The organism is Pedococcus bigeumensis (assembly GCF_039531795.1).
Lineage (GTDB): Bacteria > Actinomycetota > Actinomycetes > Actinomycetales > Dermatophilaceae > Pedococcus > Pedococcus bigeumensis.
Map to the genome: position 1 here is coordinate 354,156 of NZ_BAAAQS010000005.1, position 18,041 is coordinate 372,196.

Below are 18,041 nucleotides of genomic sequence, written 5' to 3' on the forward strand. Positions count from 1 at the left end.
GTCAGGCGCCCTCGAACTTCGCCTTGCCCGGACCGTTCTCGACGAAGGACTTCATGCCGATCTCCCGGTCCTTGGTGGCGAACAGGCTGCTGAACAGCATCCGCTCGATCTCCAGCCCGGTCTCGAGGTCGGTCTCCAGGCCGCGGTCGATCGCTTCCTTGGCAGCGCGGAGCGCGTAGGCGGGACCACCGACGTACGGGGCGAGCCGCGCCTTCGCGGCGGCATACACGTCCTCGGCCTCGACGACCTCGTCGACGAGCCCGATCGCGAGCGCCTCGTCGGCGGAGACGAAGCGCCCGGAGAACACGATGTCCTTGGCCTTGGCCGGGCCGACGAGGCGAGCCAGCCGCTGGGTGCCACCGGCGCCGGGGATGACGCCGAGCAGGATCTCCGGCTGGCCCAGCTTGGCGTTCTTCGCGGCGACGCGGAAGTCGCAGGCGAGGGCCACCTCGCAGCCCCCACCGAGCGCGTAGCCGGTGATGGCGGCCACGGTCGGCTTGGGGATGCGCGCGAGCGTGCGGGTGAAGTCCTGCAGCGCGCCGGCGTGGTCGGCCATGTCCGTGTAGGACATCCGCTGCATCTCCTTGATGTCCGCTCCTGCGGCGAACACCTTCGCGCCGCCGTAGACGACGACCCCGGCGACGTCGCGCCGCTGGCCGGCCTCGATCGCGGCCGCCGACAGGGCGGACTGGACCTCGGCGTTGAGGGCGTTCATCGGGGGGCGGTTCAGGCGGATGGTGGCGATGCCGCTCTCGACCTCGAGGGAGACGACGTCGCCGGAGGTGGCGTCGCTCATGCGGGGTCGCCCCCGGGAGCCGGCTGGCCGGCGCCGGGACCGGTGTCCTCGCCGCCGCCCATGATCCGCTCGTGCCACATCTGCACGCCCGCGAGGACGAGCTGGATCGACACGTTGACCAGGGCCGGGACGTCGCTGTTCTGGTCGACGATGTGCTCGCTGGTCACGACCAGGGTGTCGTTGGCCAGCCCGGCCTTCACGACGTTCATCTGCAGCGTGATCTCGTTGCAGGTGGCCAGGCGGGTCAGCGGGTCGCTCGGGACCGCGTCGCTGATCGCCCACTGGCCGAAGACGCGCATGATCTGGAAGTCGCCCTCCGTGCACCGCACGAACAGCTGCTGGTCCTGCACCGTGAAGGCGACGTCGCCGTCGTTGTCCACGTTCGGCGCGAGGGACTGGTCGATCAGGGCGTCCAGGACCCGTCCGCGAAGGGGGTGCTCGTTCGCGGGCGGGGGGAAGTTGGGCAGCGAAGTCGGATCCGTCATGTGCCCAACCGTAACCACTGCCTAGTCTTGGGGCCATGTCGCCTGCCACGCGCCCGCGTGACCTTCCTCCCACGTTGGGCATGACCCTCGTCGAGGGGGGCGCCGAGTTCGCCGTCTATGCGGGTCACGCCGACTCCATCGAGGTCTGCCTCTACGACGCGGACGACCGTGACGGCAGCTCGGAGCGCCGCCTGCCGCTCACCGAGCGCACCCACGGCATCTGGTTCGGGTTCCTCCCCGGCGTCGCCCCGGGCCAGCGGTACGGCCTGCGGGCGGACGGACCGTGGCGCCCCGCCGAGGGCCTGCGCTACAACCCGGCGAAGGTGCTGCTCGACCCGTACGCCCGCGCCATCGAGGGCGACGTGTCCTGGACCCCCGAGGTGTTCGCGCACCAGGTGGACGACCGGCTCAGGGGCGACGACCTGGTGCGCAGCCCGACCGACAGCGCCGGCTCCGTCCCGCGCTGCGTGGTCGTCGACGAGGCGTTCGACTGGGGCGCCGACGCGCCGCCACACACCCCGCTGGCCGAGACCGTGGTCTACGAGGCCCACGTGCGCAGCCTCACCATGCAGCACCCCGAGGTGCCTGCCCACCTGCGGGGCACGTATGCCGGCCTGTGCCACCCGTCGGTCATCGCCCACCTCAAGGCGCTGGGCGCGACGGCGGTCGAGCTGCTCCCCGTGCAGGCGTTCACGTCCGAGCCCGAGGTGGTCCAGCGCGGCCTGACCAACTACTGGGGCTACAACACCCTCGGCTTCTTCGCCCCCCACGCGATGTACGCGTCGGCGACGGACCCGCAGGGTGCCCTCGACGAGTTCAAGGGCATGGTGCGACTGCTCCACGCCGAGGGCATCGAGGTGCTCCTCGACGTCGTCTACAACCACACCGCCGAGCAGTCCGGACGCACCGGTGCGTCGCTGTCGTGGCGGGGCCTGGACAACCGGGCCTACTACCGGCTCGACGAGCGCGGCCAGGACATCGACGTCACCGGCTGCGGCAACACCCTCGACCTGCGTCACGCGATGGTCTGCAAGATGGTGCTGGACTCGTTGCGGTACTGGGTGAACGAGTGCCACGTCGACGGCTTCCGCTTCGACCTGGCCGTCGCCCTCGGGCGTGGCCAGAACGACGACTACGACCCCAACCACCCCTTCCTCGTGGCCCTGCGCACCGACCCCGTCCTGTCCCGGGTCAAGCTCGTCGCGGAGCCCTGGGACGTCGGCATCCACGGCTGGCGGACCGGTCAGTTCCCTCCCCCGTTCGCGGAGTGGAACGACCGGTTCCGCGACTCGGTGCGCACCTTCTGGCTCGACGACCTCAAGGCCCGGGCCGCCGGCCACCACCAGGGTCACGGGGTGCGTGAGCTCGCCACCCGGATGGCCGGTTCACAGGACCTGTTCGGCGCGCGCGACCGCGGGCCGGTCGCCTCGGTGAACTTCGTCGCGGCGCACGACGGCTTCACCACCAGCGACCTGACCCGTTACAACTCCAAGCACAACGGCCCCAACGGCGAGGGCAACCGCGATGGCAGCGACAACAACCGCTCGTGGAACCACGGGGTGGAGGGCCCCGACACCGGTCTGGCGGCACCTGAGATCGAAGAGGTCAGGCGACGCTCGGTGCGCAACCTGCTGGGGTCCACCCTGCTCGCGACCGGGGTGCCGATGCTCAACGCCGGCGACGAGTTCGGCCGCAGCCAGGGCGGGAACAACAACCCCTACTGCCAGGACAACCCGACCTCGTGGTTCTCGTGGCACCTCGACCCGTGGCAGCAGGACCTCCTGGCGACCACGCGTTTCCTGACGCGGTTGCGCGCCGACCACCCGGTCCTGCGACAGCGCACCTTCTTCACCGGCCGCGAGGTCCACGAGGACGGCTCGACCGACCTCGCGTGGTTCGACCTCGAGGGCGAGGCGATGGGGAACGGCCGGTGGGAGGACCCCTCGACCCGCACCCTCCAGATGCTCCTCAACGGCGCCTGGGTCGGCCACTCCTCCGTGCTGGTCGTCCTGCACGGCTCCTCCGACGCCGGCAAGGTGACCCTGCCGGCGGTACCCGGCCTCACGGCATACCAGCTGCTGTGGGACTCGACGGACGAGCGCCCCGGTCCGCCCGGCGACACCTTGCCGCCCGGACCGGTCGAGATCGGGCCCACCTGCATCCGGGTCTACCGGGCGACCGACTCGACCTGACCGCCCTCAGCCCGCAGGCGGCCCGCACCAGGTCGCGAGCGCCCGGTCGAGCCCGTCCGCGCTCCCCTCGCCCACCCAGGCCACGTGACCGTCGGGGCGGACGAGCACCGCGGTGGGAGCCGCGACCGTGCCGACGACGGGCAGCACCCACGGGCCGGAGCTCTCGGCGTCCACCTGCGTGACCCGGTCCGCCCACCGGGGGGCCGCGAGGCTGCCGGGCGCGCCGAGGTTGAGCAGCAGGGGGCGGGCGTCGTGCAGCAGCTCGTAGACGCGGCGCGGGCCGGCCGGCGTGACGAGGTCGAGGTCGGGCATGCGCCGTCCCAGCAAGGGGTGCCCTTCGCCGAGGTCGTAGGCCACGTCGAGTCCGGACAGCAGCCCGGCGACCTGGTTCCGCGGCCGGTCCGAGCCCAGCAGGTCGGCGAACGTCGCACGCACTGCATCGGTGCGAGCGTCACTGCGCTGCAGGATGGCCTGGGTCACCACGTTGTCCAGGACACGGGCCGTCGCGGGGTGGCGCTCCGCGAAGTAGCTGTCCAAGAGGGCTTCGGGCGAGGCCCCCTTGACCACCTGCGCCAGCTTCCAGCCGAGGTTGACGGCGTCCTGCACCCCGAGACCGATGCCCTGGCCCCCGGTGGGTGGATGGATGTGGGCGGCGTCCCCGGCGACCAGCACCCGGCCACGCCGGTAGTCGGCCGCCTGCAGAGCGGCGTCGGTGAAACGCGAGAGCCACGAGGGGTCGTGGACCCCGAAGTCGGAGCCGTACACCTGGGTCAGGGCGGCGCTGAGGTCGGCGAGCGTGGGCTCGGCCCCGCCGCCCAGCTCGCGCTCGGTCACCACCACCCCGAACGTGGAGCCCGCCAGGAGGTTGATGCCGTGGATGCCCACGTCGTCCTGGCGCATCCCGGTGGGTGGCTCCTCGGACAGCTCCACCTCCGCGATCAGGTGGCTGCGGGTGGCCCGCGCGCCCTCCAGCCGGATGCCCACCGCCTTGCGGACGACACTGCGACCGCCGTCGGCGCCCACGAGGTAGCCGGCTCGCAGTCGGGCGCCGTCCGCCAGGACCACCTCGACCCCTGAGTCGTCCTGGCTGAGGCCGGCGACCTCGACGCCGAAGCGGATCGGCACGTCGAGCTCGTCGACCCAGCCGCGCAGGATGCCCTCGACATGCCCTTGCGACAGGCCGAGCGTGTACGGGTGGCGCGAGGGGAGGCCGGCCACGTCGAGAGGGGTGCCGGCGAAGCTCATCGCCTGGAAGGTCTGGCCCTGGTCGAGGAAGCGGTCGGCGATGCCCCGCTGGTCGAAGAGCTCGATCGTGCGCGAGTGGAAGCCGCGCGCTCGGGTGCCGACCAGGTCAGGGGTCTGTCGTCGTTCGAGGACGACGACAGCAACTCCTGCCAGCGCCAGCTCCCCCGCCAGCATCAGACCGGTCGGTCCGGCGCCGACGACCACCACGTCGTCCATGTCACCCTCGCTCATTTCGCGGTCGATCATGCCAGCCGCGACGGGTTCGCCCCGGCCTGTCCTCGGGTCACGGCCTGTCGTTGCTCACCGTCCGTCGTTGGTCACCGTCCGTCGTTGGTCACCGTCCGTCGTTGGTCACCGTCCGTCGTTGGTCACCGTCCGTCGTTGGTCACCGTCCGTCGTTGGTCACCGTCCGTCGTTGGTCACCGTCCGTCGTTGGTCACAGCCCGGTCTCCCCACGATCACCTGCCGGTCACGCGAGATGCCCTCCGGACACGAAAGGCGATCAGCCCGGTCACGTCCCGATAACCATCACTGCGCAAGGCAACCATCCGCTCCTACCTTCGGTCCAACGCACATCCGGGGACCACCCTCCGGGGCTGATGCAAGGGGGCACCACCATGGCGACACCGAGAGTCCGCAGGTCGATCACCCAGCTCGTCGCCGCAGCGGCGCTCGTCGTGGCCGTGTCGGCCTGCAGCGGGGGGCCGGGCCCGGAGGGGGACTCCGTCGGGCCGAAGAACGGCAACAGCAACAGCAACAACAACAACAACAACGGCAACGGGGGCAGCTACGGGAAACCCAGTGGTGGCAACGGTTCGGCGCAACCCGCGCCTCGCGGCGGCAGCTCCACCGACGGGTCGCCTCCTCCCCAGGAGGAGCGGCCGGACCGAGCCCTCGAGATGACCGACCCTGCCGAGGACTCGCAGTCGACCTTCGCCCTCGACATCGACACCGGCTCGTACACGCGCTTTCGCGACGCGGTGAACCAGGGCAGCTCGATCTCCCCGGACGAGGTCCGCACCGAGGAGTTCGTCAACTACTTCCAGCAGGGCTACGAGGCACCACGCGACGGCCTGGCCGTGAGCATCGATGCCGCCACCCTGCCCTTCCGTGCCGGTCACCGGCTCGTCAGGGTCGGCATCAGCAGCGCCGCGGCCGACTCCGAGTCGCGCACCGATGTCGACCTCGTCCTCGTCGTGGACTGCTCGGGGTCGATGAACGAGGCCAACAAGATGGAGACGACCAAGGCCGCCCTCCGGACGCTGGCCCGGTCGCTGCGGTCCACGGATCGCGTGGCGATGGTGTGCTACTCGACGGAGGCCGAGGTCGCCCTCGAGCCCACCGACGCCTCCGACCGTCGCGCCATCGACCGGGCGATCGACTCGCTCCGCCCCCAGGCTTCGACCAACGCCGAGGCCGGGCTCGCGCTCGGCTACGACCTGGCCCAGTCGATGCAGCGCAAGGGCCGGATGTCGCGCGTGGTGCTGGTCAGCGATGGTGTCGCGAACGTCGGAGCCACGGGTGCGAGCCAGATCCTGGAGCGGATCAGCACCCAGGCCCGCGCCGGGACGAACCTGATCTCGGTCGGGGTGGGGATCCAGGACTACAACGACCACCTGCTCGAGCAGCTCGCCGACCGCGGCGACGGCTGGCACGTCTACGTCGACACGACCGCGGAGGCGGAGCGAGTCTTCGCCACCGGTCTCACCGGGTCCCTCGTGGTCGCTGCGAGTGACGCCAAGGCCCAGGTCGAGTTCGACCCGGAGCAGGTCCAGGGCTACCGGCTGCTCGGCTTCGAGAACCGTGACGTGGCGGACCAGGACTTCCGCAACGACGCGGTCGACGGCGGCGAGGTCTTCGCCGGACACACCACCACCGCGCTGTATGACGTCGAGCTGCGGGAGGGGGCCGGCAACGGGTCGTTCGTGACCGCGACCGTTCGCTACCTCGACGCGGGCGGTCGGGCGGTCGAGCGGACCCGTCAGCTCCGTGACGGGGAGTGCGCCCCCACGCTCGACCAGGCCTCCCCACGCCTGCGGCAGGACCTGGTCGTGGCCATGTTGACCGACCGGCTCACCCATGGTCCGTGGTCGCAGTGGGTCAGCGTCAGCGACCTCCGGCAGGAGGCGGCCAGCCTCCCCGCAGCGCTGGACGGCGACCGCGACGTGGCCGAGCTGGTCCGCCTCGTCGAGCAGGCCACCACCTGAGCAGCCGGGCAGGGCACAGCCTCAGCGCGCCGGAAGGGCTTTGCTCGTCAGGGGAACGACCTCGCCAGGATCGACCGGATCGACCGGATCGACCGGATCGACCGGATCGACCGCAGCCTTGACCGGTCGGCGCTGGAACGGTCGCTCGATGACGAACCACGAGGCCAGCGCCAGGGCCACGCTGACGGCGGCGATCGTGGGTGCACTGACCCACAGCGGCAGGTCCCGCGACTCCACGCTCAGGGCGACCGGGAAGCTCCACAGGTAGAGGCCGTAGCTGATCCGGCCGGTCGCCACGAGGGGCCGCCAGGTGAGCAGCTTCGGCGCGCTTCGCGCGGCGTGCGCCACGACCACCAGGGAAGCCAGCGTGATCGGCGGCAACAGCCACGCGAGGGCGGACTCCGGTGGTGCCGCGCACAGGCCGGCCAGGACGGCTGCACTCACCGCGGCAGCCAGCCGCAGGTGGCGCGCGGGGATGCTCGCGAGGGCGAACGCCAGGGCACAGCCGATCACGATGGCATCGGCGCGGGTGTCCGGCCCGAAGTAGATCCGCTCGACGGAGGCTCCCGACATCGACAGGACCACCCGCCAGGCGACCACCAGGGCGGCCACGACCGCCAGGACGAGAGCGGGTCGGCGCCGCCGGGCCACGACCGGCAGCAGGAGCGGCCAGAGCAGGTAGAACTGCTCCTCGAGCGAGAGGGTCCAGGTGTGCACGAGGTTGCCGAGGTTGTGGCCGCTGGCGCCGGCGAGGTTCGACGCATAGGCAGCGGTGAGCAGCACGTCCACCAGCGACTGGCCGCTCGCCAGCAGGTATGCGGTCACCCCGACGAGGAGCAGCGCGAGGGCTGGTAGCAGGCGTCGCGCCCGCCGCAGGTAGAAGCCCCGGAAGTCGGTGCGGCCCGTGGTCGCCCGCTCGTCGCGCAGGATCGAGGTGATCAGGAACCCCGACAGCACGAAGAACAGCGTCACCCCCACGGTCCCGCCCTGGGCGAAGAACGGGACGTTCGCGTGCTGGGCGAGGACGAGCAGGACCGCGACCCCGCGCAGCCCGTCGAGTGCTGGCCGGTAGCCCAGCCGTCCCCCTCGTTCCATGAGCGCAAGTGTGACCTGCCCGGGGCGCAGGAGTCCGCGGAATGACGAATCGAGCTCGGTCTCCCTCACCTTGTCGCGGGCGGGCCGAGAGGCCTGCCGGCGGCGAGCGCCGGCCATCATCGGGCCCTGTGGGGCGGCGTCATGGGTGGCCAGGGCGGGGACAGGGTCCAGCTCGCCCCACGACTGTGCTCGGCGGCACCGGTGGGCAGCCCGCCCCAGACGTCGTGGGTCCGGCCACCGCCGGTGGGTCTGCGGAAGCTGGCCGGGGCCGGTGGGTGAGCCAGTGGTCGTAGGCTCCGCGGGTCAGGTCCCAGCAGACGCGGCCGTCGCGGAGCTGGCCGTGGTAGCCCTTGGTGTGGACGACGGTGTGGTGTCGCCCGCACAGCAGGGCGGCGTTGGCCAGGTCTGTCGGGCCGCCGTCGGCCCAATGCCATAGGTGGTGTCCGTCGCACCAGGTCGAGGGGACGGTGCAGTCGGGGAAGGTGCATGTGCCGTCGCGCAGCCACAGCGCCCGCAGCTGGGCGGACGTGAACAGCCGGAACCGTCTGCCGAGGTCCAGGATCTGCCCTTCCTTCCCCATGACGCCCGGCACTATGCCCGCGTCACAGGCGATGCGTCGCGCGGTCTCGGGGGCAAGCAGGGTCCCGGCCTCACCGGACCCGAAGACGGTCGCCGCGTTGGTGCGCGCGACCAGGTCCGCCAGGCTCACGGTGACGAACAGCTCCGCCTTCGGAGTCGTCGACACCCCCTCGGCCGAGGCGACGCCGCGGCGGACCACCTCGAGCAGCGCGTCCATCCGCCGCTGCCCCGATGGGCGCCGGTCCGGCTCCCCCTGAGCGGGTCGCGGCGCGGACAGGCCCTGCACGGCTGCCTCGATCACTGCCTTGGCCTCGGTGTCGACGACCATCGTGTACTCGAACAGCCCAGTCCCGTCGGAGAACGGCTGCGACAACGCCCGCCGCTCGACCGCCTTGTCGTGCTCGCCCTGCAGCTCACCGACCAGGCCGTACTTCGCCACCAGCCGTTCCCGTAGTCCTCGGACGTCCTTCGCCCGGCCCCAGGAGGCGACCTCGACCAGCCCAGCCATGACCGGCACCTCGGCTCCCTCGGCCAGGCGGGGAGCGAGCCGCTCGAACTCGTCCACCACCACCGCGGCGGTGACCAGTGGCACCCGCGTCGCACGAACGGCACCCAGCAGCGCTGGCATACCGGTCGTCGGTGGTCGCCTCGGCCACCCGCACGACCCGTGCCGACCCACCGGCCCGGAGCCCCGGGGAGTGGTCCAGCAACCACGCCGACGCACCCGACCGACCGGGCCCGGCCTCACCGCGCTCGACCGCCTCACGCAGCACCTCCACCCTGGCGGCGTCGACGCGACGCCCGAGCTCGTCGAGCAGACCAGCCAGCTCACCGAGGCCGGCGCCACCCGCAGCCCAGAGCACCTCGTCGACCCCGGTCAGGGCAGCGCAGGCGTCCAGCACCGCACTGCGGCGCTGCCCGAACGTGGCCTGCTCGACCGTGGTCCCCTCATCCATGCCAACGAACCTAGCGGCAGGGTCTGACAGCCCACCCGTCACGAAAACCGTTGCACCGCAACCAGATACGGCACCGATCCCGCACCTGTTGTCCACAGGTGGGCGCCCCAAGGACCTGTGTCCACCGGAAACCCCGCGGTGCGGCACGGACCCCGGACACAGGTATGCCGCGTGCGGACGTCCGCACGCGGCATACCTCCGAGCCGTGGTCGGGTCAGGCGTTGGCCACCAGGCCGAGCTCGCTGGTGCTGGCGAGACCGGCGTGCTTCGGCAGCACGCGGACCGTGTAGCCGAACGAGCCGGTGCGGGAGAGCGCGAGGTCACCCGCGAAGTGGTGGCGACCACCCTCGTAGGACTCGACGAACTGGAGCGACTCACTCACCACGTCACGCAGCTCGTCGGAGTCGCGGGCCGTGCCGTGCACGACCTGGACGTCGACCTCCTCGGGGTCGAGCCCTCCCAGCGAGACGTAGGCGTTGACGTGCAGCGTCTCGCCGATCTCGGGGCTGTCGCCGACGCCCGAGGACTCGACGTGGTCGACCCGGACGTTCGGCCATGCGGCCTTGACCTTGGCCTTGTAGGCCGCCAGGTCGCGGGCTCCCTCGAAGGTGTCTCCGTTGAGCGCCCAGCCGGCGCGTGCGGCGGGGCCGTAGAGCTGGGTCGTGTAGTCGCGCACCATGCGGCTGGCCAGGACCTTCGGGCCCAGCGTCGCCAGCGTGTGCGTGATCATCGAGATCCAGTTCTGCGGGAGCCCCTCGGCGTCGACGTCGTAGAACCGCGGCGCCACCGAGTTCTCGATGAGGTCGTAGAGCGCGGCGGCCTCGATGTCGTCGCGGCGCTCGGGGTCCTCGACCCCGTCAGCCGTGGGGATGGCCCAGCCGTTCTCGCCGTCGAACCACTCGTCCCACCAGCCGTCGAGGATCGACAGGTTGAGGCCGCCGTTGAGGGCGGCCTTCATGCCCGACGTGCCACACGCCTCGAACGGGCGCAGCGGGTTGTTCAGCCAGACGTCGCAGCCCGGGTAGAGGTACTGGGCCATCGCGATGTCGTAGTTCGGGAGGAACACGATGCGGTGGCGGATCTCCGGGTCGTCGGCGAAGCGCACCATCTGCTGGATGAGCTGCTTGCCGGTCTCGTCGGCGGGGTGCGACTTGCCGGCGATGACGAGCTGGATCGGGCGCTTCTCGTCGAGCAGGAGGCGCTTGAGGCGAGCAGGGTCACGCAGCATCAGGGTGAGCCGCTTGTAGGTCGGCACCCGTCGGGCGAAGCCGATGGTCAGCACGTCGGGGTCGAGGATGTCGTCGACCCAGCCGAGCTCGGCCGGGCTCGCGCCACGCTTCTTCCACGAGGACCTCGTGCGGCGACGGGCCTCCTTGACGAGCTGCTCACGCATCTCGCGCTTGGTCGCCCAGATCGCGTCGCGCGGCACGTCGCCGATGCGGTCCCAGGCGTTGTCGCGCTCGATGTCGGTGGTGCCGAGGTGCTTGGCAGCGACCTCGTAGACCTTGCGGTCCACCCAGGTGCCGGCGTGGACACCGTTGGTGACACTGGAGATCGGGACCTCGTCGTCGTCGAAGCCCGGCCACAGGCCGTCGAACATCCCGCGGCTGACGACCCCGTGCAGCTTGGAGACGCCGTTGGCCCGCTGGCCCAGGCGCAGGCCCATGACGGCCATGTTGAACATGCCCGCCTGGCCACCGGGGTAGTCCTCCGCGCCGAGGGCGAGGAGCCGGTCGACGGGGACGCCCTCGACGGCGCGGTCGCCACCGAAGTGACGGGTGATGAGGTCGGCCTCGAACCGGTCGATGCCGGCGGGCACGGGTGTGTGCGTGGTGAAGACCGTGGCCGCTCGGACGGCCTCGAGGGCCTCGTCGAAGCTCAGCCCGGCCGACTGCGTCAGCTCGTGGATCCGCTCGACGCCGAGGAAGCCGGCGTGGCCCTCGTTGGTGTGGTAGACGTCCGGGGTCGGGGCCCCGGTGAGTCGCGACCAGAGGCGCAGGGCCCGGACCCCACCGATGCCGAGCAGCATCTCCTGCTGGAGGCGCTGCTCGCCACCGCCGCCGTAGAGGCGGTTGGTGATGTTGCGGGCTGCCTCGTCGTTCTCCGGGACGTCGGAGTCGAGCAGCAGCAGGGGCACGCGGCCGACCTGTGCCTTGAGCACGTGGGCGTGCAGCTCACGGCCACCGGGCAGGTCGAGGGTGATGACGCAGGGGGTGCCGTCCTCCTCGCGGAGCAGGCTCAGCGGCAGGCCATCCGGGTCGAGCACCGGGTAGGTCTCCTGCTGCCACCCGTCGCGGTTGAGGCTCTGCTTGAAGTAGCCGGTCTTGTAGAACAGGCCCACGCCGACGATCGGCACGCCGAGGTCGGAGGCCGTCTTCAGGTGGTCACCCGCGAGGATGCCCAGGCCGCCGGAGTACTGCGGCAGCACCTCGGTGATGCCGAACTCGGGGCTGAAGTAGCCGATCGCCTTCGGGGCGCCGCCCTCGACCTCGTCGGCCCACGCCTGGAACCAGCGCGGCTCGCTCAGGTAGGTGTCGAGGTCGGCCTTGGCCGCTGCGACGGCCGAGACGAACTCGGCGTCCCCGGCGAGGTCGCTCAGCTCCTGCGGGGACAGCGCCGACAGCAGCCGGACGGGGTCCTTGCGCACCTTGTCCCAGCGCTGCGGGTCGATCCGCTGGAAGAGGTCGCGCGTGGGTGGGTGCCAGGACCACCGCAGGTTGCTCGCCAGGTCGCCGAGGGCGGCGATGGGCGCGGGCAGGACAGTACGGACGCTGAAGCGTCGGATCGCCTTCACGTGGGGCATCCTAAGGCCTCCGGGGCAAAGTGAATGACGCGTTCTTGCAGAACTTTCAAGATTTTTCAGAAGACTGTCCATCTCTGCACGTGGGGAGGTGCGCGGGGTGCCGACCGAGTAGCGTCGGGCGCGTGACAGCGAAGCCCCCGGCAGCCATGCCCAGCCCTCCTGACGCACCCAGTGCCGGCAGCACCGGCCAACGACCTCCGGTGACCAAGGCACCGACGACCGCACCCCCCCAGGTCCCCATCGGCCGGATCCCGGTCCAAGCGGTCAGCCCGGTCGTCGACGACGGCGCCCGGCCCGCCAAGGCGGTTGTCGGGGAGCAGTTCACCATCGGCGCCACGGTGTTCCGCGAGGGTCACGACGCGGTGAACGCGTCGGTCGTCCTCGTGGCGCCTGACGGGTCCGAGCGGGTCACCCCCATGACCCCCGTGAACCCCGGTCTCAACACCTGGGCCGCCGTGGTCGAGCCCGACGCCGAGGGCTGGTGGTCCTACCGCGTCGAAGGCTGGTCCGACCCCTACGGCACGTGGGACCACGACGCGACCATCAAGGTCGCCGCCGACGTCGACGCCGAGCTGATGCTCGAGGAGGGCGCCCGCACCCTCGAGCGCGCGATGGCCGAGGTGGAGCGGAGCAAGGACCAGCAGGCCGTCCTGGCCGACGCGGTCACCGCCCTGCGTGACACCCGACGGCCCCCGCTGGCCCGCCTGCACGCCGGCACCGACCCGTCCGTGCGGGCCGAGCTGGCCGCCCGCCCGCTGCGCGACTACGTGAGCCCGTCCGCGGCATACCCGTTGCTCGTCGAGCGCGAGCGCGCGCTGTATGGCGCGTGGTACGAGATCTTCCCGCGCTCCGAGGGCGCGGTGCAGGACCCCGAGACGGGCAAGTGGACCAGTGGCACCCTGCGCACGGCGGCCAAGCGGCTGCCCGCCATCGCCCGGATGGGCTTCGACGTCGTCTACCTGACGCCGATCCACCCGATCGGGACCACCAACCGCAAGGGACCCAACAACACCCTCGAAGCCGGTCCCGACGACCCGGGCAGCCCCTACGGCATCGGCAGTGCCGACGGTGGCCACGACGCCATCCACCCGGACCTCGGCACCTTCGACGACTTCGACTTCTTCGTCGCGCAGGCCGAGGAGCTCGGCCTGGAGGTCGCGATGGACATCGCGCTGCAGGCCTCTCCCGACCACCCCTACGTGACCACGCACCCCGAGTGGTTCAAGCACCGTGCCGACGGCACGATCGCCTATGCCGAGAACCCACCGAAGAAGTACCAGGACATCTACCCGCTCTACTTCGACAACGACCCCGCCGGGTCGTACGCGGAGATGCGCCGGGTCATCCAGGTGTGGATCGACCACGGGGTCAAGATCTTCCGCGTGGACAACCCCCACACCAAGCCGGTCGAGTTCTGGCAGTGGCTGATCGACGACGTGGCACGCGACCACCCCGAGGTGATCTGGCTGGCCGAGGCGTTCACCAAGCCCGCGATGATGCACTCCCTGGGCAAGGTCGGGTTCCAGCAGTCGTACACGTACTACGCCTGGCGCAACCAGAAGTGGGAGCTCGAGGAGTACGTCACCGAGCTCGCCGGCGACGCGGCGTCCTACATGCGGCCGTCCTTCTGGCCGACGACGCACGACATCCTCACGCCCTACATGCAGTTCGGCGGTCCGGCCGCGTGGAAGCTGCGGGCCGCGCTCGCCGCGACCCTGGTCCCCACCTACGGCATCTACGCCGGCTACGAGCTGATCGAGCACGTCGCCCGGCCCGGCGCCGAGGAGCAGATCGACAACGAGAAGTACCAGTACAAGAACCGGCGCTGGGAGGACTACGAGCCGGGCGGGATCAAGGAGGGGCAGTCGCTGGCCGGCTACCTCACCCGCCTCAACGAGATCCGGCGCGACCACCCTTCGCTGCACCGGTTGCGCAACATCACGTTCCACCACGTCGACGACGAGAACATCATGGCGTTCTCGAAGCGCCGGGTGCTGGCCGACGGCACCGAGGACACCGTCGTGGTGGTCGCCAACCTCGACCCGCACAGCACCCGCGAGTCCACCGTGCACCTCGACATGCCCGCCCTGGGGCTCGACTACCACGACGGCATCGCCGCGCAGGACCTCGTCACCGGGGCCTCGTGGCACTGGGGCGAGCACGTCTACGTCAGACTCGGGCCCGAGACCGAGCCCGTCCACATCGTCGCAATCCGGAGGTTCTGATGCAGGGTCTCAACCTCGCCCAGCCCGGCCTGAAGAACGACCCCGAGTGGTTCAAGACCGCCGTCTTCTACGAGGTCCTGGTCCGCGCGTTCGGCGACTCGAAGGGCTCGGGCTCCGGTGACTTCACCGGGCTGATGGCCCGGCTCGACTACCTCGCCTGGCTCGGGGTCGACTGCCTGTGGCTGCCGCCGTTCTACGCCTCGCCGCTGCGCGACGGTGGCTACGACATCGCCGACTACACCGCGGTCCTGCCCGAGTTCGGCACCCTGCCCGACTTCCAGGAGCTGGTGTCGCAGGCGCACGCCCGCGGCATCCGGGTCATCACCGACTTCGTGATGAACCACACCAGCGACGCCCACCCGTGGTTCCAGGCGTCGCGCTCCGACCCCGAGGGGCCGTTCGGCGACTTCTACGTGTGGTCCGACACCGACGAGCCCTACTCGGACGCCCGCATCATCTTCATCGACACCGAGGTCTCCAACTGGACCTTCGACCCGGTGCGCCGGCAGTTCTTCTGGCACCGGTTCTTCTCCCACCAGCCCGACCTCAACTTCGAGAACCCGGCCGTCCACGAGGCGATGTTCGACGTCGTCCGGTTCTGGATGGACATGGGCATCGACGGCTTCCGGCTGGACGCGGTCCCCTACCTCTACGAGGAGGAGGGCCACAACTGCGAGAACCACCCGAAGACGCACCAGTTCCTGGCCAAGCTGCGCAAGATGGTCGACACCGAGTACCCCGGTCGGATCCTGCTCGCCGAGGCGAACCAGCCCCCGGCCGACGTCGTGGACTACTTCGGCACCGAGGAGGAGCCGGAGTGCCAGATGTGCTTCCACTTCCCCGTCATGCCGATGCTCTACTACTCGCTGCGGGAGGAGAAGGCCGCGCCGATCGTCGACGTCATGGCCGACACCCCCGACAAGCCGGCCGGCACGCAGTGGGGCACCTTCCTGCGCAACCACGACGAGCTCACCCTCGAGATGGTCACGCCGGAGCAGCGCACCGCGATGTACGGCTGGTACGCACCCGACCCCCGCATGCGGGCCAACGTCGGCATCCGGCGGCGGTTGTCACCGTTGCTGGACAACAGCCGGGCCGAGATCGAGCTCATCCACGCGCTGCTGCTCTCCCTGCCGGGGTCACCGTGCCTCTACTACGGCGACGAGATCGGGATGGGCGACAACATCTGGCTCAACGACCGTGACGCCGTCCGCACCCCGATGCAGTGGACACCCGACCGCAACTCGGGCTTCTCGGTGGCCGACCCCGGCAAGCTCTACCTGCCGGTCGTGTCATCGCTCGTCTACCACTACAACAACGTCAACGTGGAAGCCCAGATGGCCAGCAGCTCCTCGCTGCTGCACTGGGTGCGGGCGATGCTCGAGATCCGCAAGCGCCACCCGGTCTTCGGGCTCGGCGACTTCGAGGTCTGCCCGTCCGACAACGAGGCGGTGCTGTCGTTCCTGCGCGTCACCTGGGACCCCGAGGGCAACAGCAGCTCCGAGGCCGTGCTGTGCGTCAACAACCTCGCGAGCCGCCCGCAGGCGACCACGGTCCGCGTGCCCGACGAGTTCCGGGGTGCCCACCTCGAGGACCTCTTCGGTGGCGAGGGCTTCCCGAAGATCAGCGACGACGGCACCATCACGCTGACCCTCGGCTCCCGCGACTTCTTCTGGCTCCGCCTGGTGCCGGGTGCGGCGCATGGCTGAGATCCACGACGACGCCACGATCTCCCCCACGAAGCTCGAGCTCGTGGGGCCGTGGATGGCGCGCCAGCGCTGGTATGCCGCCAAGGGGCGGCTGCCAGTGCTGCGCAAGCTGTGGTCGTGGCGGCTCGACGACCCCGCCGGACAGGTCGGCATCGAGACGCTCATCGTCGTGGACGAGGGCGGCCCCGAGCCGGTGGTCTACCAGGTCCCGCTCACCTACCGCGGCGCGCCGCTGGAGGGCGGGCAGCAGGCCCTCGTCGGGACGATGGAGCACAGCGTCCTCGGACCCCGATGGGTCTATGACGGGCCGCACGACCCGGTCTACGCCGCGCAGCTCCTCGCCCTGGTGCTGGAGCAGGCGGTCCCCCAGGCCGGCGGCGAGTCCGACACCGTGGAGCCCGACGTCGTGTCGCGGCGGCATCCGTCGTGGACGACCGAGACCACCCTCCGCTCGTCGAAGGTGCTCTCCGGCGAGCAGTCCAACACCTCGATCGTGTTCGACTGCACCGACGCCGATGGCAGTCCGAAGCCGTTGATCTGCAAGGTCTTCCGCATGCTCCAGTCGGGCGAGAACCCCGACGTGACGGTGCAGGGCGCGCTCTCCGAGGCCGGCTCGACGCGGGTGCCCACCATGGTCGGCACGGTGAGTGCCGCGTGGCCGGCCGTCGACGAGGGCGACGAACCCTCGCGTGGCCACCTGGCCTTCGCCCAGGAGTTCTTCCCCGGCACCGAGGACGCGTGGCGGGTCGCCCTGCGTGTGGTCGGCGCCCACGAGGACTTCGACGAGTCGGCCCGCCAGCTCGGCGCGGCGACCGCGGAGGTGCACAAGCGGCTCGCCGAGATCCTGCCCACCGAGCCCGTGTCGGCCGAGACGATCGCCACGGTCGCGGCCGGCATGCGGGCCCGCTATGTCGCCGCAGCGTCGGAGGTGCCCGCGCTGGCCGCCCACGAGCACCGGATCGCCGATGTCGTCGACCGCGCCGTGAACGCCAGCTGGCCTGCGCTGCAACGCATCCACGGTGACTACCACCTCGGCCAGGTGCTCAAGGTGGAGGGCCGCGGCTGGGTGCTGCTCGACTTCGAGGGCGAGCCCCTGCGCCCGCTCTCCGAACGCATGCTGCCCGACCTCGCGGTGCGTGACATCGCCGGCATGCTCCGCTCGTTCGACTACGCCGCGGGCTCGTGGGAGCAGTCCCACCCCGGCGGCAGCGCGCGTGACTGGGCCGAGAGTGCGCAGCGCGCCTTCCTCGACGGGTATGCCGCCGAGTGCGGACGCGACCCGCGCGAGGACGCCGCGCTGCTGATCGCCTTCCAGCTCGACAAGGCGCTCTACGAGGTCGTGTACGAAGCCCGCAACCGGCCCACCTGGCTGACCATCCCCACGGCTGCCGTGGTCCGACTGCTCGACGACGCGAGGAAGGACCTGACGTGAGTCCACGGTTCAGCAAGAAGAAGCAGAAGCACAGCTCCGACGAGACCCCGGCGACCCCAGAGGCGACCGAGGCTTCGACCACCCCCGAGGTCCCCCCCACACCAGAGGCGGCGCCCACACCTGAGTCTTCGGAAGATGCACCGGGTCCTGGCCCGGCGGGTCTTCCGAACACGACGGAGGAGGCGCCGGCCCGGACGTGGTTCGGGCTGCCCGACCCCGAGGCCCCGTCGACAGCGGACGCAGCGGCTCCCAGCGCCAACGCACCTTCGGCCGAGACGCCGACCGCTCAGGTCCCGGCCCCGGAGGTCCCGGCCGCT

Annotated in this window: 12 protein-coding genes; 6 read left to right on the forward strand and 6 right to left on the reverse strand. The window is 70.9% G+C overall.

Features of this window, described 5'->3' with window-relative positions:
• Position 1 precedes the first annotated feature (1 nt).
• A complete protein-coding gene (locus ABD262_RS17420; RefSeq protein ID WP_344138933.1) occupies positions 2–796 on the reverse strand; it encodes an enoyl-CoA hydratase/isomerase family protein in 795 nt (264 codons plus the stop codon).
• Positions 793–1,281, reverse strand: a complete 489-nt coding sequence (locus ABD262_RS17425) for a T3SS (YopN, CesT) and YbjN peptide-binding chaperone 1 (protein ID WP_344138935.1) — start codon at positions 1,279–1,281, stop codon at positions 793–795. The genes ABD262_RS17420 and ABD262_RS17425 overlap by 4 nt, the downstream gene beginning before the upstream one ends.
• Before the next feature lie 35 nt (positions 1,282–1,316).
• On the opposite strand from ABD262_RS17425, the gene glgX reads away from it, so the two are divergent.
• A complete protein-coding gene (gene glgX, locus ABD262_RS17430) occupies positions 1,317–3,473 on the forward strand; it encodes a glycogen debranching protein GlgX (protein WP_344138937.1) in 2,157 nt (718 codons plus the stop codon).
• A 6-nt stretch (positions 3,474–3,479) separates the two neighbouring features.
• Here glgX and ABD262_RS17435 read toward each other — a convergent pair whose 3' ends face one another.
• Positions 3,480–4,949: an FAD-dependent monooxygenase gene (locus ABD262_RS17435; RefSeq protein WP_344138939.1), complete on the reverse strand. Its 1,470-nt coding sequence runs from the start codon at positions 4,947–4,949 to the stop codon at positions 3,480–3,482.
• Between the two features lie 386 nt (positions 4,950–5,335).
• Between ABD262_RS17435 and ABD262_RS17440 the strand changes: the two genes are divergently transcribed.
• The gene (locus tag ABD262_RS17440; RefSeq protein ID WP_344138941.1) at positions 5,336–6,925 is read left to right on the forward strand and encodes a vWA domain-containing protein; all 1,590 of its coding nucleotides are present in this window, start codon (positions 5,336–5,338) and stop codon (positions 6,923–6,925) included.
• Positions 6,926–6,946: 21 nt separating this feature from the next.
• Here ABD262_RS17440 and ABD262_RS17445 read toward each other — a convergent pair whose 3' ends face one another.
• Entirely contained in the window at positions 6,947–8,020 is a 1,074-nt protein-coding gene (locus tag ABD262_RS17445; RefSeq protein WP_344138943.1) for an acyltransferase family protein, read from the reverse strand.
• A gap of 139 nt (positions 8,021–8,159) precedes the next feature.
• On the reverse strand, positions 8,160–9,227 hold the full coding sequence (locus ABD262_RS17450) for an HNH endonuclease signature motif containing protein (RefSeq protein WP_344138945.1): 1,068 nt from the start codon (positions 9,225–9,227) through the stop codon (positions 8,160–8,162).
• A 70-nt stretch (positions 9,228–9,297) separates the two neighbouring features.
• Between ABD262_RS17450 and ABD262_RS17455 the strand changes: the two genes are divergently transcribed.
• On the forward strand, positions 9,298–9,582 hold the full coding sequence (locus tag ABD262_RS17455) for a hypothetical protein (protein WP_344138947.1): 285 nt from the start codon (positions 9,298–9,300) through the stop codon (positions 9,580–9,582).
• 187 nt (positions 9,583–9,769) lie between these two features.
• Here ABD262_RS17455 and glgP read toward each other — a convergent pair whose 3' ends face one another.
• Entirely contained in the window at positions 9,770–12,349 is a 2,580-nt protein-coding gene (gene glgP, locus ABD262_RS17460) for an alpha-glucan family phosphorylase (RefSeq protein ID WP_344138949.1), read from the reverse strand.
• Between the two features lie 155 nt (positions 12,350–12,504).
• On the opposite strand from glgP, the gene ABD262_RS17465 reads away from it, so the two are divergent.
• From ABD262_RS17465 to ABD262_RS17475, 3 genes are read left to right on the forward strand one after another with little or no spacing between them, the layout of a single operon-like run.
• A complete protein-coding gene (locus ABD262_RS17465) occupies positions 12,505–14,583 on the forward strand; it encodes an alpha-1,4-glucan--maltose-1-phosphate maltosyltransferase (RefSeq protein ID WP_344140035.1) in 2,079 nt (692 codons plus the stop codon).
• Positions 14,583–16,292 (forward strand): maltose alpha-D-glucosyltransferase, encoded by a 1,710-nt coding sequence (gene treS, locus ABD262_RS17470; protein ID WP_344138951.1) that lies wholly within the window; start codon positions 14,583–14,585, stop codon positions 16,290–16,292. The genes ABD262_RS17465 and treS overlap by 1 nt, the downstream gene beginning before the upstream one ends.
• Positions 16,285–17,724 carry a maltokinase N-terminal cap-like domain-containing protein gene (locus ABD262_RS17475; RefSeq protein WP_344138953.1) on the forward strand — a complete coding sequence of 480 codons (1,440 nt, stop codon included), beginning with the start codon at positions 16,285–16,287 and terminating at the stop codon, positions 17,722–17,724. Before treS ends, ABD262_RS17475 begins: the two co-directional genes overlap by 8 nt.
• Positions 17,725–18,041: the final 317 nt, after the last annotated feature.